The 15134-nt window shown below is 61.6% G+C and carries 14 protein-coding genes; 11 read left to right on the forward strand and 3 right to left on the reverse strand.

Annotated features, from left to right (window positions below; translation table 11 throughout):
• Positions 1-2: 2 nt before the first annotated feature.
• The 10 genes from lpxD to V3390_RS08835 are packed head-to-tail and all read left to right on the forward strand — an operon-like array spanning position 3 to position 11103.
• Entirely contained in the window at positions 3-1061 is a 1059-nt protein-coding gene (gene lpxD, locus V3390_RS08790; RefSeq protein ID WP_425493032.1) for a UDP-3-O-(3-hydroxymyristoyl)glucosamine N-acyltransferase, read from the forward strand.
• 39 nt (positions 1062-1100) lie between these two features.
• The gene (gene fabZ / locus V3390_RS08795; protein WP_331688936.1) at positions 1101-1574 is read left to right on the forward strand and encodes a 3-hydroxyacyl-ACP dehydratase FabZ; all 474 of its coding nucleotides are present in this window, start codon (positions 1101-1103) and stop codon (positions 1572-1574) included.
• Between the two features lie 2 nt (positions 1575-1576).
• Positions 1577-2365, forward strand: coding sequence for an acyl-ACP--UDP-N-acetylglucosamine O-acyltransferase (lpxA, locus tag V3390_RS08800; RefSeq protein WP_331704129.1), 789 nt, complete (start codon positions 1577-1579; stop codon positions 2363-2365).
• Positions 2362-3543 carry a lipid-A-disaccharide synthase gene (gene lpxB / locus V3390_RS08805; protein ID WP_331704130.1) on the forward strand — a complete coding sequence of 394 codons (1182 nt, stop codon included), beginning with the start codon at positions 2362-2364 and terminating at the stop codon, positions 3541-3543. Before lpxA ends, lpxB begins: the two co-directional genes overlap by 4 nt.
• On the forward strand, positions 3540-4142 hold the full coding sequence (locus tag V3390_RS08810) for a ribonuclease HII (protein ID WP_331688939.1): 603 nt from the start codon (positions 3540-3542) through the stop codon (positions 4140-4142). The genes lpxB and V3390_RS08810 overlap by 4 nt, the downstream gene beginning before the upstream one ends.
• Positions 4143-4165: 23 nt before the next feature.
• The gene (dnaE, locus tag V3390_RS08815) at positions 4166-7702 is read left to right on the forward strand and encodes a DNA polymerase III subunit alpha (protein ID WP_331704131.1); all 3537 of its coding nucleotides are present in this window, start codon (positions 4166-4168) and stop codon (positions 7700-7702) included.
• A 59-nt stretch (positions 7703-7761) separates the two neighbouring features.
• Positions 7762-8712 (forward strand): acetyl-CoA carboxylase carboxyltransferase subunit alpha, encoded by a 951-nt coding sequence (locus V3390_RS08820; RefSeq protein WP_331688941.1) that lies wholly within the window; start codon positions 7762-7764, stop codon positions 8710-8712.
• Positions 8633-9970: a tRNA lysidine(34) synthetase TilS gene (gene tilS, locus V3390_RS08825; RefSeq protein ID WP_331704348.1), complete on the forward strand. Its 1338-nt coding sequence runs from the start codon at positions 8633-8635 to the stop codon at positions 9968-9970. The genes V3390_RS08820 and tilS overlap by 80 nt, the downstream gene beginning before the upstream one ends.
• Positions 9971-9974: 4 nt before the next feature.
• Positions 9975-10214, forward strand: coding sequence for an exodeoxyribonuclease VII small subunit (locus tag V3390_RS08830; RefSeq protein WP_331688943.1), 240 nt, complete (start codon positions 9975-9977; stop codon positions 10212-10214).
• Between the two features lie 7 nt (positions 10215-10221).
• On the forward strand, positions 10222-11103 hold the full coding sequence (locus V3390_RS08835) for a polyprenyl synthetase family protein (protein ID WP_331704349.1): 882 nt from the start codon (positions 10222-10224) through the stop codon (positions 11101-11103).
• Here V3390_RS08835 and V3390_RS08840 read toward each other — a convergent pair whose 3' ends face one another.
• Together V3390_RS08840 and pmbA are read right to left on the reverse strand one after the other, a co-directional pair.
• Complete coding sequence (locus tag V3390_RS08840) at positions 11104-11550, reverse strand: DUF4870 domain-containing protein (protein WP_331688944.1); 447 nt, start codon at positions 11548-11550, stop codon at positions 11104-11106.
• A gap of 106 nt (positions 11551-11656) precedes the next feature.
• Complete coding sequence (gene pmbA, locus V3390_RS08845) at positions 11657-12970, reverse strand: metalloprotease PmbA (RefSeq protein ID WP_406805115.1); 1314 nt, start codon at positions 12968-12970, stop codon at positions 11657-11659.
• A gap of 112 nt (positions 12971-13082) precedes the next feature.
• On the opposite strand from pmbA, the gene yjgA reads away from it, so the two are divergent.
• Positions 13083-13676 carry a ribosome biogenesis factor YjgA gene (gene yjgA, locus V3390_RS08850; RefSeq protein WP_331688946.1) on the forward strand — a complete coding sequence of 198 codons (594 nt, stop codon included), beginning with the start codon at positions 13083-13085 and terminating at the stop codon, positions 13674-13676.
• On the opposite strand, the gene tldD is transcribed toward yjgA, so the two are convergent.
• Complete coding sequence (gene tldD / locus V3390_RS08855) at positions 13667-15112, reverse strand: metalloprotease TldD (RefSeq protein ID WP_331688947.1); 1446 nt, start codon at positions 15110-15112, stop codon at positions 13667-13669. The two genes, yjgA and tldD, sit on opposite strands and share 10 nt — an antisense overlap.
• Between the last annotated feature and the right edge of the window lie 22 nt (positions 15113-15134).

The raw sequence follows: 15134 nt of genomic DNA on the forward strand, positions 1-15134 counted from the left end.
CCATGGTGGCTGCAGGCAAAGCGGATTTGCGGTTCCACTCTGCTGCGGATCTGGCGGCCCGCTTTGGCCTGGAGCTTAGCGGTAACGGGTTAATTGAGATCACCGGCGTTGCTCCGCTGGATCGCGCGGGGGCCGGTGACCTGTCGTTTCTTTCTAACGGCAAGTACGCCGGCCAGCTGGAGACCACCAAGGCGGGCGTCGTCGTCATGCGCCAAGCCGATAGTGGCCGCCTGCCTGCCGGCGCCACGGCACTCTTTGCAAAAGATCCCTACTCTGCGTTTGCCCGCATCTCCGCCCTATTCGAGCCGGTAGCGGCGTTCGATGCCGGTATCCATCCCAGCGCGGTTGTGGATCCGACTGCCGTGATCGATCCGGGTGCAATGATCGGCCCGCAGGTCGTGATTGGTGCTCGTGCAACGGTGGCCGCAGGCGCGCGCATCGGTGCGCAGTGCTATATCGGTGACGACTGCCACGTGGGCGAAGACTGCGAGCTGCAGGCGCGTGTCACATTGTGGCTGCGGGTACGGCTCGGCAAGCGCGTTCGGATTCTGCCGGGTGCCGTGCTTGGCGCCGCAGGCTTTGGCCTGGCAATGGATCAGGGTGCATGGATCAATGTGCCGCAACTGGGTGGTGTGGTTATCGGCGATGATTGCGAAATCGGCGCCAACACCACCATTGATCGTGGCGCCATGGGCGATACCGTGCTCGGCAACGATGTGCGTCTGGACAACCAGATTCAAATTGCACATAACGTGCAAATCGGGGATCACACCGCCATGGCCGGCTGCTCGGCGGTTGCGGGTAGCGCGGTGATTGGCCGATACTGTCTGATTGGCGGCAATGCCGGGATTCTCGGTCACCTTACGGTTGCAGATCGCGTCACTGTGACTTCCAAGAGTCTGGTGACCCATAGCATCCGAGAGCCCGGTGAATACTCGTCCGGCACACCGCTAATGGAAAACCGCGAGTGGCGCAAAAACGCTGCTCGTTTTAAGCAACTCGACGCCCTTGCGCGCCGACTCGGTCAACTGGTCAGGTCGAGCGGCGCTTCGGGCGACTAAACGCCGGCTCACCTCAGGCTCGGCCAAGGAAATACCCGCATGACAACGCCTTCCACCATTGAACTACCGGTCAAGATCGAAACGATTGAGACCCTGCTGCCGCATCGTTATCCGTTCCTGCTGGTGGATCGCGTCACCGAATTCGAACCGGGCAAACGCCTGTGCGGCTACAAGAACGTCTCCAACAACGAGCCGTTTTTTCAGGGCCATTTTCCCGGTCATCCGGTCATGCCGGGCGTGCTGGTGGTTGAGGCCATGGCCCAATGCGGTGGCCTGCTTACACAGCTGACGGCGCAGCAGAACGGCACCCACATTGCCGGACAGGAACAGCTGTTCTACATGGTCAAGATTGACAACGCGCGTTTCTCGCGCATGGTCCAACCCGGTGACAAACTGGAGATGGAGGTCGTGCTGAGCCGCACCATCCGTAATATGGCATTGTACAGCTGCAAGGCGATGGTCGACGGCGAACTTGCCGCCTCGGCCGACGTGCTGTGTGCCGCCGCCAGCTAAACATGGAACCGCTCATTCATCCCAATGCCGTCATCTCTCCGGGCGCAAAAATCGGCGCCGATGTTCGCATCGGACCGTTCTGCACCATTGGTGATGAGGTCGAAATCGGTGACCGCTGTGTCATCGGCCCCAACTGCACGATTACGGGGCCGACCCGCATCGGACCCGACAACACCTTTGCCGGTCACTGCTCCATCGGCAGCGATCCGCAGGATAAGAAATACAAGGGCGAACGCGTTGAACTGGTCATCGGTGCCGGCAACTGTTTCCGCGAGTTCTGTACCGTCAATCGGGGAACGGGCGAAGGCGGTGGCATCACGCGGATCGGCGACCGCAACTGGTTCCTGGCCTATGTGCATGTCGCGCACGACTGTATCGTCGGTGATGACTGTGTGTTTTCCAACAACGCGACGTTGGCGGGCCATGTCGAGATTGGCAATCACGTCATCCTGTCGGGTTTTGCCGGTGTGCATCAGTTCTGCCGCATTGGCGATCATGCCTTCATTGGCATGGGCGCCTTCGTCAATGGCGATGTGCCGCCGTTTGTGATCGTTGCGCAGGAGTCCTACTCCCGACCGCGCGGAATCAATGCCGAGGGCCTCAAGCGCCGTGGCTTTGATGCCGAACGCATCGCACTGATCAAGCGCGCCTACCGTAGCCTGTTTGTTTCCGGCGCCACCCTCAGCGATGCGCGCGAAATCATTGCGACGCTGCAGACCGAGACCGGTAACTCCGATCTGAAACTGCTGCTGGACTTCCTGGACAGCGCGCAACGCCCATTGCTGCGGTGAGCACTTCACACCGCCCGCTGCGCATCGCCCTCATTGCGGGCGAGAGTTCCGGGGATGTGCTGGGCGCCGCCTTGCTCGCTGAATTGCGCCGCCGACATCCGGACGCCGAATTTGCCGGGATCGGCGGGCCGCATCTGGCATCGGCCGGTATGCAGTGCTGGGCCGATGCCGAAGAACTGGCCGTAATGGGCCTGAGCGAAGTGCTACGCCACCTGCCGCGGCTGTTGCGCCTTCGTCGGCAAATCCGTGAGCGAATTCTGGCCTGGCAGCCCGATGTGATGATTGGCGTTGATGCGCCCGACTTTAACTTGGGTGTGGAACGCTGGCTCAAGCAACGCGGCGTGCGCACCATTCATTTCATCAGCCCTTCGGTCTGGGCTTGGCGCGAACAACGTGCCGAGAAGATCGGCGAATCCGCTGACCGCGTCCTGTGTCTGTTTCCGATGGAACCCGCGATCTACGCGCGCCATGGCGTTGATGCGGTCTTCGTCGGCCACCCGCTGGCCGATCAGATGCCGCTGGAGCCGCAAGTCACTGCTGCACGTTCCGCCTTGAACTTGCCGCCCGATGCCACCGTACTGGGCATGTTGCCCGGCTCGCGCGGCTCCGAACTGCGCATGCTGGCGCCGACCTTTCTGTCCGCTGCCGCTCTGCTGCTACGCGAGAATCCGCAGTTGCTGATTGCGGTCCCGCTAGCCACACCCGCCATCGAGCATAAGTGGGAGGCACTGCTCGCCGCCCATCCCGATCGGGAACTGCTGCAGCCGGCACTGCACGTGTATACGCGCCACGCACAGGAAGTGCTGACCGCCGCCGATGCCACCGTGCTTGCGTCCGGCACCGCCGCCCTCGAAGCAATGATGGCCAAGCGCCCAATGGTTGTTGCACATCGCATCTCGCCCGTCACCTATGCCATCGTCAAAATGTTTGGCATGCTCAAAACCGATGTGTATTCCCTGCCGAACGTTCTTGCCGGCCGCCAACTGATCCCTGAGCTGATGCAGGACCGCTGCACGCCTGAATTAATCGCGCAGGAGCTGCGCCGGGCGCTGGCCTCCACATCGGACTTTGAACGCAACGTACTACCGACTCTGACGGCGCTGCATCAGCAGCTAAGGCGTGATGCCGCCTCCCGAGCGGCCGAATCGGTCCTTGAACTGACCGGTTTGACGGCATGATTGCGGGCATTGACGAAGCCGGTCGCGGCCCTCTTGCCGGCCCGGTGGTCGTGAGTGCGGTGATCCTGGATCCGGACCGCCCGATCGACGGTTTGAACGACTCGAAACAGCTCAAAGCGTCCACGCGCGATCGGCTCTATGACCGCATCATCGAATGCGCGGCCGCCTATAGCGTCGTCATCGTCGAGCCCGAGTTCATCGATCAGCACAACATTCTGCAGGCCACGCTATGGGGCATGCGCGAGTCCGCAGTCCGGTTGAACCGCCCGCTGACGGAGTGCCTAATCGACGGCAACCGCGTCCCGACCGACATGCCGGCGTCGAGCCGAGCCATCGTCAAGGGCGATGCAACTGAACCCGCGATCATGGCCGCCTCGATTCTGGCCAAAGTAACGCGCGACCGCCTAATGTGCGAGTTGGCGCTGCAGTATCCCCAATACGGCTTCGAAGTGCACAAGGGCTACCCGACCCCCGCCCATTTGCAGGCCCTGCGCCAATTTGGCCCATGCGACCGGCATCGCCGCAGCTTTGGACCGGTGCGCGCTCTGCTTCCTGAGCTTGTCAAGACTGCCCCCGCGCAAGCCGACCTGTTACCCTGAACGCTTCCGCCGCTGCAGCCGTCATGACGCCGTTCGTTCACCTCAACGTCCATAGCGAATACTCGCTCGTCGATTCGACGGTGCGGATCAAACCGCTGGTCGCAAGAGCGGCAGCCCTGGGTCAGCCGGCCCTGGCGATCACCGATGTCAACAACCTCTTCGCTGCGGTTAAGTTCTACCGCGCGGCCGATAGTGCGGGCATCAAACCGATTCTCGGCGCCGAGCTCGATGTCGCCAACGGCAACGAACCCGCTTCGCGCCTGACCCTGCTGTGCCGCAATCACCAGGGCTATCTGACACTATCGCGCCTGATCACTCGGATGTGGATGGAAGGCCACCGCACCGACGGTGTCGTTCTGCGCCCCGAATGGTTGCGCGCCGACCGCAACGGTTTATTCCTGCTGGCCGGTCGTCAGTCGCCGGGCGCCAAGCTGCTGCACGATGGCAAGGACGAGCTCGCTCTGGCCTGGCTTGCCGACTGGCAGACCGAATTCGGCGATGATCTGTTTCTGGCACTGTCCCGCTGCGGTCACGCCGACGATGCGCACTTCAATCCGTTTGCGCTGCATGCCTCCGGCCGTCGCGGCATTCCGGTCGTTGCCACCAACGCCGTAGAGTTCCTGGATGCCGACGGATTCGAGGCTCACGAGGCGCGCGTCTGTATCGCGACCAAGCACGTGCTGGCCGATCCGCGTCGCCCAAAACTGTTCACACCCGAGCAATACCTGAAAGATGGCGATGCCATGGCGGCATTGTTCGAGGATGCGCCCGACGCCATTGCCAATTCGGTCGCTCTGGCGCAGGCCTGCAACGTGCATCTGTCATTGGGCAAGGTGTCGCTCCCCGCGTTTCCGGTGCCCGATGACCAGACCGTCGAGTCGTGGTTGCGCCGGCAGGCACGCGAAGGCTTGCAGGCACGTTTAGAGCGTCAACCGCTGGCGCGGGGCAAGACCCGCGAAGATTACGATGCCCGTCTGGAAACCGAGCTGGATGTGATCATCCGCATGGATTTCCCGGGCTACTTTCTGATCGTGGCCGACTTTATCAACTGGTCCAAAGATCACGGCATTCCGGTGGGACCGGGCCGTGGTTCGGGTGCCGGCTCGCTGGTGGCTTGGGCGCTGGGCATTACCGATCTCGATCCGCTGCCCTACGATCTTCTGTTCGAACGCTTCCTCAATCCCGAACGCGTTTCGATGCCCGACTTCGACATTGACTTCTGCATGGACCGCCGTGACGAAGTCATCGAATACGTGTCGCGCAAGTACGGTCGCGATCGGGTGTCGCAGATCATCACCTACGGCACCATGGCCGCCAAGGCTGCAGTGCGCGATACCGGTCGTGTGCTTGGCCATCCCTTCCCCGTAGTCGATGGCATCTCCAAACTCATTCCCAACGTGCTTGGCATTGGCCTGCCGGACGCACTGGGCCTGAGTGCCGATTCCGAACGCGATCCGGAAAAGCGCAAAAAACTGCTGGAAAACAAGTCCGAAGAACTCCGCCAGCGCTACGACGATGAGGACGACGTCCGAGATCATCTTGATCTGGCGATGGAGCTTGAGGATCTAACCCGCAACGCCGGCAAGCACGCCGGTGGTGTGGTCATCGCACCCTCACCGCTGTCGGACTTCTGCCCGCTCTACGCCGAGCATGACGAAGGCAGTCTCGGCCGCAATCCGGTCACCCAATTCGATAAGGACGACGTCGAAGCCGTGGGTCTGGTCAAGTTCGACTTCCTCGGCCTGCGCACGCTAACGATCATCGACTGGGCGGTCAAGTCCATCAATCGCCGTCGTGCTGCAGCCAAGGAGCCGCTGCTCGATATCGCGTTGCTGGAACTGACCGACGCACCGACGTATCGCCTGTTTGCCCGCGGCCAGACCGTGGCAGTGTTCCAGTTCGAATCGCCCGGCATGCGTAAGATGCTGGTGCAGGCCAAACCCGATACCTTCGAAGATCTCATCGCGCTCGTGTCGCTGTATCGGCCGGGCCCGATGGATCTGATCCCCAGCTTCGTGGCACGTAAGCACGGTGAAGAAGCCATCGAATATCCTCACGCATTGCTGGAGCCCGTACTCGCGCCGACATACGGCGTGGTGGTGTACCAGGAACAGGTGATGCAGACCGCGCAGATACTGGCCGGTTATTCACTGGGTGGTGCCGACATTCTGCGTCGTGCAATGGGCAAGAAAAAGCCCGAAGAAATGGTCAAGGAACGGGCCAAGTTCGAAGCCGGTGCCTTGGAGCATCACGGTATTGAGCCGCGCCAGTCCGGACCGATCTTTGACCTGCTCGAAAAGTTTGCAGGCTACGGCTTCAACAAATCGCACGCCGCCGCGTATTCGCTGGTGGCGTATCAGACTGCCTGGTTAAAGGTTCATTACCCGGCTGACTTTATGGCGGCCACGCTGTCTTCGGATATGGACAGCACCGACAAGGTGGTCAACTTCCTGCGCGAATGTGCCGCTCTGGAGCTGGACGTTCAGCCGCCCCACGTCAACGCTTCGAACTACCGTTTTGACGCACTCGATCCGCGCACGATCCGTTACGGTCTCGGTGCGATTAAGGGCGTCGGTCAGGGCATTTGCGATGCGATCTCGGCGGCCCGCTCCGCCGCAGGCCCATTCCGTGATCTGGCGGATTTCCTGCAGCGTCTGGCCGAGTCGCGGATCTCACGCAACACCTTCGAAGCGCTGGTCAATGCCGGTGCGCTCGATGGCTTGGCTGACACGAGAGCATCGCTGTTAGGCCTGTGGCCATCGGCCGCGAAAGCACTCGACCAGTGGCTGCACGAAAAATCGAGCGGACAGCAAGGTCTGTTCGGTGGCGGCGGTACGACACCCGATCTGCACATCCCGACCTTGTCGTTGCCGGAGCTGCCCAAATCGCAATTGCTGCAACGGGAGTTTGCGCAACTCGGACATTACCAGTCCGGTCACCCGTTCGATGATGCAGCGCTGGATGCGATCCCGCTGCTTGGTCGCCATCTGGGCAATCTCGAATCGCTGTGGATTGCACGGACTGCAAGCACCAACAGCAACGGCTTCTCGCGCGGCATTGACATGGTGATTGCCGGCATGGTGATGGAAGTGCGCAACCGCGGCGACCGCCAGCAGATCGTCAAACTCGAAGATGGGCACGGCGTCATCGAAGTGCTGTTCTTTAACGATGCCGCGGCGGAATTCGCGCATTTGCTAACGCGTGACAGGCCACTGCTGATCCAAGGCAGCCTGAACGAAGATCGCTTTAACGGCGGTCTGAATTTCCGCGCCAAACAGGCCTGGGATTTTGATCTGTTCTTTGCGCGTTACGCCCGCCATGCGCAATTGAGCGTGGATCTGGGCGCAGCCGACGTCAACAGTCTGAACGATATGTTGCGTGCACATCGCAACGGACCGGTGGCGTTACGCTGGGATCTGCATCTGGCCGATGGCACGCGCGGCGTCGTAGATCAGGCCGGTACGCAGGGCATTGCGCTCGACCGCGCCACTGCAGAACAACTGCGCGCGCAGCCCGGTGTGCGCCGACTCCGCCTTCGTTTCGATAGGCCCTGGGATTGAGCGGTACGGATCGGCCGAACGGGTTAAAATGATCGGTCTGACATCCAAGGAACAACCCCTTGCAGTATCTGGATTTTGAACGGCCCATCGCCGACCTGGAAACCAAGATCAACGATTTGCGCCAAGCCGCTCTGGGCGGTGCTAGCGTCAATGTCGATGCGGAGTTGCACGCCCTGCAGGATAAAATGCGCAAGCGCACCGCACAGATCTTCCGCGATCTGACGCCGTGGCAAGTGGCGCAACTGGCGCGTCATCCGTCGCGCCCGTACACACTCGACTACATCGAAGCCATGTGCGATGAATTCCAGGAGCTGGCCGGTGACCGCGCGTTTGCTAACGACCGTGCCATCGTCGCCGGTATCGGTCGGATCAAGGGCCGTCCCGTTGCCATTATCGGTCATGAAAAAGGTCGCGATACCAAGGCCAAGGTCCGCCGCAACTTCGGCATGCCCAAGCCCGAGGGTTATCGCAAAGCGCTGCGCATCATGAAGCTCGCAGAGCGTATGGGCCTGCCGATCCTGACGTTCATTGACACTGCCGGCGCCTGGCCCGGAATCGATGCCGAGGAGCGCGGCCAGTCCGAAGCAATTGCCCGCAACCTCATGGAAATGAGCGAACTGCGCGTGCCGATTGTCTGCACGGTCATTGGCGAAGGCGGTTCGGGCGGTGCGCTGGCCATCGGTGTCGGGGACCGCACCATCATGCTCGAATATTCGACCTACTCGGTCATCTCGCCCGAGGGCTGTGCTTCCATTCTGTGGAAGACTGCCGACAAAGCCAAGGACGCGGCCGAACAACTGGGCCTGACCGCCGACCGCCTGAAATCGCTCGGACTGATCGACAAAATCGTGCGTGAGCCCACCGGCGGCGCACATCGCAATCCGCGCCAAATGGCCGGTCGACTGCGCACCGTGCTGCTCAATGAGCTCGATGCCCTGCAGTCGCTGTCCATCAACGAGCTGCTGGAACGCCGCTACGCACGGCTTCGTTCCTACGGTGCTTACGAATAACATTCCCGCGGATGTGCCCTCGGCGCTAGCTGTCGGATACAGCGGCGGCCGGGATTCGACTGTGCTGCTGCACTGGCTGCAGCGTCTGCAGCTACCGTTTGAGGCCATCCATTGCCATCATGGCTTGCAGCCACAGGCCGATGCATGGGCCGCGCACTGTCAGCAGACTTGCGATGCGCTCGGGGTTCCGTTGCATATCGTCAGGCTCGACGCGCAGGCACTACAGGCTTCGACCGACGGCATCGAGGCGGCTGCGCGTCATGCACGCCTAGCCGCCTTCGCCCATGCCGTACCCGCTGCGACCATTGCCCTCGCCCATCACCAGGATGACCAGGCCGAGACGTTTCTGCTGCGGGCCTTGCGCGGTTCCTCGGCGCAGGGACTGGGAGCCATGCGCCGACATGCACAAGTTCGCGGCGTCCGCTTGTGGCGTCCACTGCTAACTTGCACACGCAACGACCTGCAGCGCTACGCTCTCGAGCATGGTTTGCACTGGATTGAGGATCCGAGCAACAGCGATTTGCGCTTCGACCGCAATTTTCTGCGTCAACAGATCGTTCCGTTGCTGCAGAGTCGCTGGCCTGCAGCGACGCAGCGACTGGCGCGTTCCGCCGAACTGGCCGCCCACGATGCGGATGCCCTCGACACCTTTCTGCATCGCCAAGCGCAAGGGTCTTTGCATCCGTTGCGTCTGGCGACCGATGCCTCTGCGCCCGATCGCCACCACGCCCTGCGGCGACACCTGCGTACGATGGGCCTGGCACCGTTACCCGAAACGGCTTATGGCGAACTCGACCGCCTGATTCGCGCTCCGCGGCCCGATAGCGAGTTTGCCCTGCAAGGTGATGGCTACACGCTGCGTTACTGGCGCGACCATCTGCATGTGACGCACGAGTTGCCCGATTGGACTTGTCCGATCAAGGTGCAGATCCCACCCGGCGGCAGCTTGGATGAAACGTTTACCCTGCTCGGGCGCTTGCAGGTCAGCAACCCCAGTCCGGAGACACTGATCCTGCATCTGCACCCGCGGCGCGGCGGAGAACGCATTCAGCAGCCCGGGCGCAGCCATAGCCACACCGTCAAAGACATCTTGAATACCAGCGAAGTCCCGCCCTGGGCACGTCAGCGATTGCCGCTAATCAGCGATGTCGAAGGCACACTCTGGTGGATCGGCCACATCGCAAGCTCAGAGGCTTATGAACGGGCACATCGTGAACACGAGATCACGGTGAGCTGGCAGCCGCATGATTTAAACTAGACCAATGACTGATTCCGACAACAAAGTGGCGCAGTTCGAGAGCGCTCTGCACGACCTTGAGGCCCTCGTTTCGCGCATGGAAAGCGGTGAACTCTCGCTCGAGGAGTCATTGAAATCCTACGAGCAGGGAATTGCGCTGTTCCGCCAGTGCCAGAGCGCGTTAGAGGCTGCGCAACTGCGCGTGCGTCAGCTCAATGACCCGTCCAATCCGGACCTCAGCACCGCGCTCCCCGATCGTGACTGAAGCCAAAATGCAAACGCAGCTCGAAGGTTGGCGCGCACGCGCTGATCAGGCGCTGACTGCGGCGCTGCCGGATACCACACTCGCCCCGCAGAACCTGCACAAGGCCATGCATCATGCGGTACTGCTCGGTGGCAAGCGCATGCGACCGCTGCTGGTCTACGCAGCCGCCTATGCCATTGCATCCGACGAGTTCGATACCGAGTCCTGCGATGCCGCCGCCGCAGCGGTTGAGCTGGTGCACGCCTATTCGCTAGTGCACGACGACCTGCCGTGCATGGATGACGATGCCTTGCGTCGCGGCCAACCCACCGTGCACGTCGCCTTTGACGAGGCCACCGCGGTACTGACCGGCGATGCATTGCAGACCCTAGCCTTCGAAACCTTGGCGAAGGCCGCCTGGCCCGCCACTACCACCGTCGAGACGCTACGCATCCTGGCCACCGCATCGGGTGCCAATGGCATGTGCGGCGGTCAGGCTCTGGACATGGACGCCACCGGCCAACGGATCGGACTGGATGCCCTAAAACGCCTCCACGCGCTCAAGACGGGCGCACTGATCCATGCGGCGGTCGAACTCGGCGCCGTCGTCGCGGGCGCCACCAGCGAGCAACGAGAGGCTCTCAGCCGATATAGCACGGCGCTCGGCCTGGCTTTTCAAATTCAGGATGACATTCTCGATGTCGAAGGCGATGCCTCTACCCTAGGCAAGACCGCCGGTAAGGATGCAGCGCAAGACAAGTCGACATTCGTCAGCGTGTTGGGGCTGCAAGCCTCCAAGGATCAGCTGCAATTGCTACTGGCTGAAATGGAAAAGGCGCTGGCCCCGTTCGGAACCAACGCCTTGCCCTTGCGCGCCCTGGCAGACCTGGCGGTCCGCCGCAGGCACTGATCAGCGAATCAGACGCATCGTGACCGGATAGTGGTACTCACGGCCTTCGTAGGCGCGAAGCGTGCCGATAATGGAGCACACCAGCCAAGTCAGCGCCAGCGCACAGTAGCCAAGCAGCAGAATGAAGCCGGCCGGCAAGGTCAGAATCAGGCCCAGACCTAAAGTCAGCACCGACGTTCCCAGCAGCACGATGCCGATGATCACACCGACCACAGCGTAGATAAACATGCTCAGGTTGAAGTTCATCGACTCCTTGGCATGTTGCGAGATAAAGGTTGAGCTGCGGCCCATCGTGAGCTGGATGCCCAGCGGCACCACAAAGCCGGCCACGCCGACCATCCAGGCAGTCAGAAATGCCAACAACGCTCCGCCCCAATGGGTGGCGGCGGCCCAATGCTTTTCGGACTCGGAAACAGCGTAAGGCATGTCACTGTATTGCGTATTCATGGCAGATTCTCGGTTAAACGGGGACTACAGTTCTATTTTGGACTCTATTGCGCAGTTCGCAATAGGCCGGAAGTGACAGTGACGAGCGGATGATTCAGGATCGGATTCAGCTGCCGGCGACCGTCATGTTTTCGACCAGAATGCTGCCGATACGATGCTGGCTGCGATGATCGATATCGGCGCCGATACCGACAATACGTGCGTACATGTCCCGCAGATTGCCGGCAATGGTGATGCCATCGACCGGATATTGAATCTCACCGTTCTCCACCCAGAAACCCGACGCACCACGTGAGTAATCTCCGGTGATGCCGTTGACGCCCTGCCCCATCAGCTGCGTGACCAGTACTCCGGTACCCATACGTGACAGCAATTCATTGCGATCGTTGGCATTCGTGCTGATCTGCAGGTTATGCGAGCCACCGGCATTGCCGGTGGACTGCAGACCGAGCTTACGTGCCGAATACGTGCCCAGCAGATAACGCGCAACGCGACCGTCAGTAATGATGTCCGTCGCCTGCGTCGCCACGCCATCGCCATCGAACCATGCCGAATTCAATCCGCGAAGGCGATACGGGTCCTCGGTCAGCGACACCCACTCCGGCAATACGGATTCACCAATCGAGTCCGTCAGAAAACTCGTCTTACGATATTGCGCACCGCCACTCAAAGCGCCGAGCAGATGGCCAATCAGACCGCGCGCCATTTCGCGATCGAACAGAATCGGATATTGACCGGTGGGAATGGACTGCGGATTCAGACGCGACAAGGCGCGTTCGGCGGCGTGACGGCCAATCGACTCCGGATCCTCAAGCTCGTCGCCGCGGATCCGGAAGTCGTACCAGCCTTCGCGCTGCATCAACTCACCCTCTCCCGCAATGAATGCGCAGCCGATGCTGTGATGGGTGCCCGCAGAAGCACCGCGGAAACCGTGCGAATTGCCGTACAGCGAGACGCCGCTACCGGTCGCTACGGAAGCACCTTCGCTGTTGCGAATCTCAGCGGATACCGAGCGTCCGGCGGCCTCACACGCAATGGCCTGATCGATAGCCTGCTCGACGCTGATATCCCACGGGTGCCAGAGATCAAAGTCCTGCGGCGTCGTCGCCAGCCACTCACGATCGGCCAGGCCGGATTCGGGATCGACCTCGGTGTAGGCGGCAATGGCAAGGGCCTGACGGACCGTGGCGGTGAGGCTGGCATCGCTCAGGTCGGCGGTGCTGGCACTACCCTTACGGCCATCGCGATAGACCGTAATGGCTACGGAACGGTCGCGGTTGCGCTCCAGCGTCTCGACCTCGCCCAGACGGATGCCGACGTTGAGGCCGTCGGATTCGCTGCAACCGACCTCGGCCGCATCGGCGCCCTGCGAGCGCGCATCCTCGAGCAGACGGTCCACCACGGGCGCCAGACGTGCCAGTGCGGCACGCGCCTCACTGCCGTCCGGAGCGGCATATGCAAAGTCACGGGTATCGAAAAGCGTCAATGGATTATCCTAATTGCTGTCGTATTAAAGAAACGGAACCGAACTCGTGCGTGGAATTGATCCCGAAACCGGCGAATATCTTGGTCAGAGCCGCAGTGCCAAACGGCGTGAAGCGCTCGATGTGCTCGAACTGTGTGAGGTGCTGGTGGCCATGAGCCGCACCCAGCTGTCCAAGTTGCCGATCCCCGACGACCTGATGCCGGTGATCGAGGACACGCAGCGGATCAAGTCGCACATTGCGCACAAACGCCAGCTGGCGTTTCTGGCTAAACAAATGCGGCGTCTGGACGACGAAGTGATTGATCGCCTGCGCGATGCGCTGGACGAGGACGGCGAAGCCGCGCGTCTGGAAGCGGCGCAACTGCATCGTGTCGAGCAATGGCGCGAACGCCTGCTCGATGAAAATGACGATGCGCTGACCGAGCTGCTCAGCCTGTATCCGCAGGCCGACCGGCAGAGCCTTCGCACCCTGGTCCGCAACACGCTCGAAGAACGCAAACGCAACAAACCGCCGCGCGCGTTCCGCGAACTGTTCCGCGAACTGCGCACCTTGCTGGCGAGCGATACCGACGACGGTTCGCAGACCGAAGATGACGACGGAGATCAGGAATTCGACGCGCACGACAACGATCAGGCCTGAGTGCCGCCGACGGTCAGTCCGTCAATCAGCAACGACGGCTGCCCCACACCGACCGGCACCGATTGACCGTCTTTGCCGCACACGCCTACACCTTCATCCAAGGCGAGATCGTGACCGACCATGCGCACTTGCTGCATAGTCTGCGGACCGTTGCCGATTAATGTGGCGCCCTTGACCGGCGCCGTGATCTTGCCGTCCTCGATCAGATAGGCCTCGGTCGACGAGAACACATACTTGCCGTTGGTGATGTCCACCTGGCCACCGCCGAAATTGACCGCGTACAGACCGCGTTTGACGGACTTGATCATGTCCTGCGGATCGTCCTGACCTGCCAGCATGTAGGTGTTGGTCATGCGCGGCAGCGTCATATGCGCGAACGACTCGCGGCGGCCGTTACCGGTCGGCTGCATGCCCATCAGACGCGCGTTCAAGGTGTCCTGCATGTAGCCCACCAGTTTGCCGTCCTCGATCAGCACCGTTTCCTGCGTGGGTGTGCCTTCGTCATCGACATTGAGCGAACCGCGACGTTTAGCCATCGCACCGTTGTCCACGATCGTGACGCCCTTGGATGCAACCTGCTGTCCCATGCGGCCGGCGTATGTCGATGTGCCCTTGCGGTTAAAGTCCCCCTCGAGGCCGTGGCCTACGGCCTCGTGCAGCAGCACGCCGTTCCAGCCGTTGCCGAGCACGACCGGCATCACGCCCGCCGGTGCCGGAATCGCATCGAGATTAACCAGTGCCTGCCGCAGTGCCTCGCGCGCCCAATGCTCGGGCTTGCCGCCCTCGAGCAGCTCGCGGTAATCGTAGCGGCCGCCACCACCGGTATAGCCGCTCTCGCGACGTCCATTGCGCTCAACCACCACCTGCGCATTGAAGCGCACCATCGGCCGTACGTCCGCCGCCAACACGCCGTCACTGCGGGCGATCAGCACGGTGTCCAGCGCTGCAATCAGACTCAGGGACACCTGGCGCACCGCCGGATCCGCCGCACGAATCAGGCGGTCGATGGATTGCAGCAATGCCACCTTGTCGGCGTTGTCCAAGGAGTCGACCGGATCCAGCGCGGGATACAGCGTCCCGACGCGTGGCGCACCCAGTGCATGCGGTGCGAGCCGGCGACCATCGCGCACAATGGCACGGGCAGCTTGGGCGGCTTCGGTCAGCGTCGCCTCGCGCAAATCTTCGGTGTATGAAAAACCGGTTTTCTCGCCGCTGATTGCACGCACGCCGACGCCCTGATCGATGGCATGCGAGGCATCCTTGACGATGCCATCCTCCAAGGACCAGCTCTCGCGGCGCGAGTACTGAAAATACAGATCGGCGAAATCAATACCCGGACCTTGGGCGGCACCGAGGGCTCGGTCCAGACTGTGCAGTTCCAGTCCGGTCGGCAACAATAACTGCTGTTGGGCCTGCGCCCAGACGAGTTCGCTCAAGTACCACTCCAAATTTACGGTT

This window comes from Aquilutibacter rugosus (genome assembly GCF_036541335.1).
Taxonomy (GTDB): domain Bacteria; phylum Pseudomonadota; class Gammaproteobacteria; order Xanthomonadales; family Xanthomonadaceae; genus Aquilutibacter; species Aquilutibacter rugosus.

What these genes read in the sequence shown, in the direction of transcription:
- lpxD (WP_425493032.1), top strand. Translation starts at nt 3, where the DNA reads ATGGTGGCTGCAGGCAAAGCGGATTTGCGGTTCCACTCTGCTGCGGAT.
- fabZ (WP_331688936.1), top strand. Translation starts at nt 1,101, where the DNA reads ATGACAACGCCTTCCACCATTGAACTACCGGTCAAGATCGAAACGATT.
- lpxA (WP_331704129.1), top strand. Translation starts at nt 1,577, where the DNA reads ATGGAACCGCTCATTCATCCCAATGCCGTCATCTCTCCGGGCGCAAAA.
- V3390_RS08810 (WP_331688939.1), top strand. Translation starts at nt 3,540, where the DNA reads ATGATTGCGGGCATTGACGAAGCCGGTCGCGGCCCTCTTGCCGGCCCG.
- dnaE (WP_331704131.1), top strand. Translation starts at nt 4,166, where the DNA reads ATGACGCCGTTCGTTCACCTCAACGTCCATAGCGAATACTCGCTCGTC.
- tilS (WP_331704348.1), top strand. Translation starts at nt 8,633, where the DNA reads ATGCCCTGCAGTCGCTGTCCATCAACGAGCTGCTGGAACGCCGCTACG.
- V3390_RS08830 (WP_331688943.1), top strand. Translation starts at nt 9,975, where the DNA reads ATGACTGATTCCGACAACAAAGTGGCGCAGTTCGAGAGCGCTCTGCAC.
- V3390_RS08835 (WP_331704349.1), top strand. Translation starts at nt 10,222, where the DNA reads ATGCAAACGCAGCTCGAAGGTTGGCGCGCACGCGCTGATCAGGCGCTG.
- V3390_RS08840 (WP_331688944.1), bottom strand. Translation starts at nt 11,550, where the DNA reads ATGAATACGCAATACAGTGACATGCCTTACGCTGTTTCCGAGTCCGAA.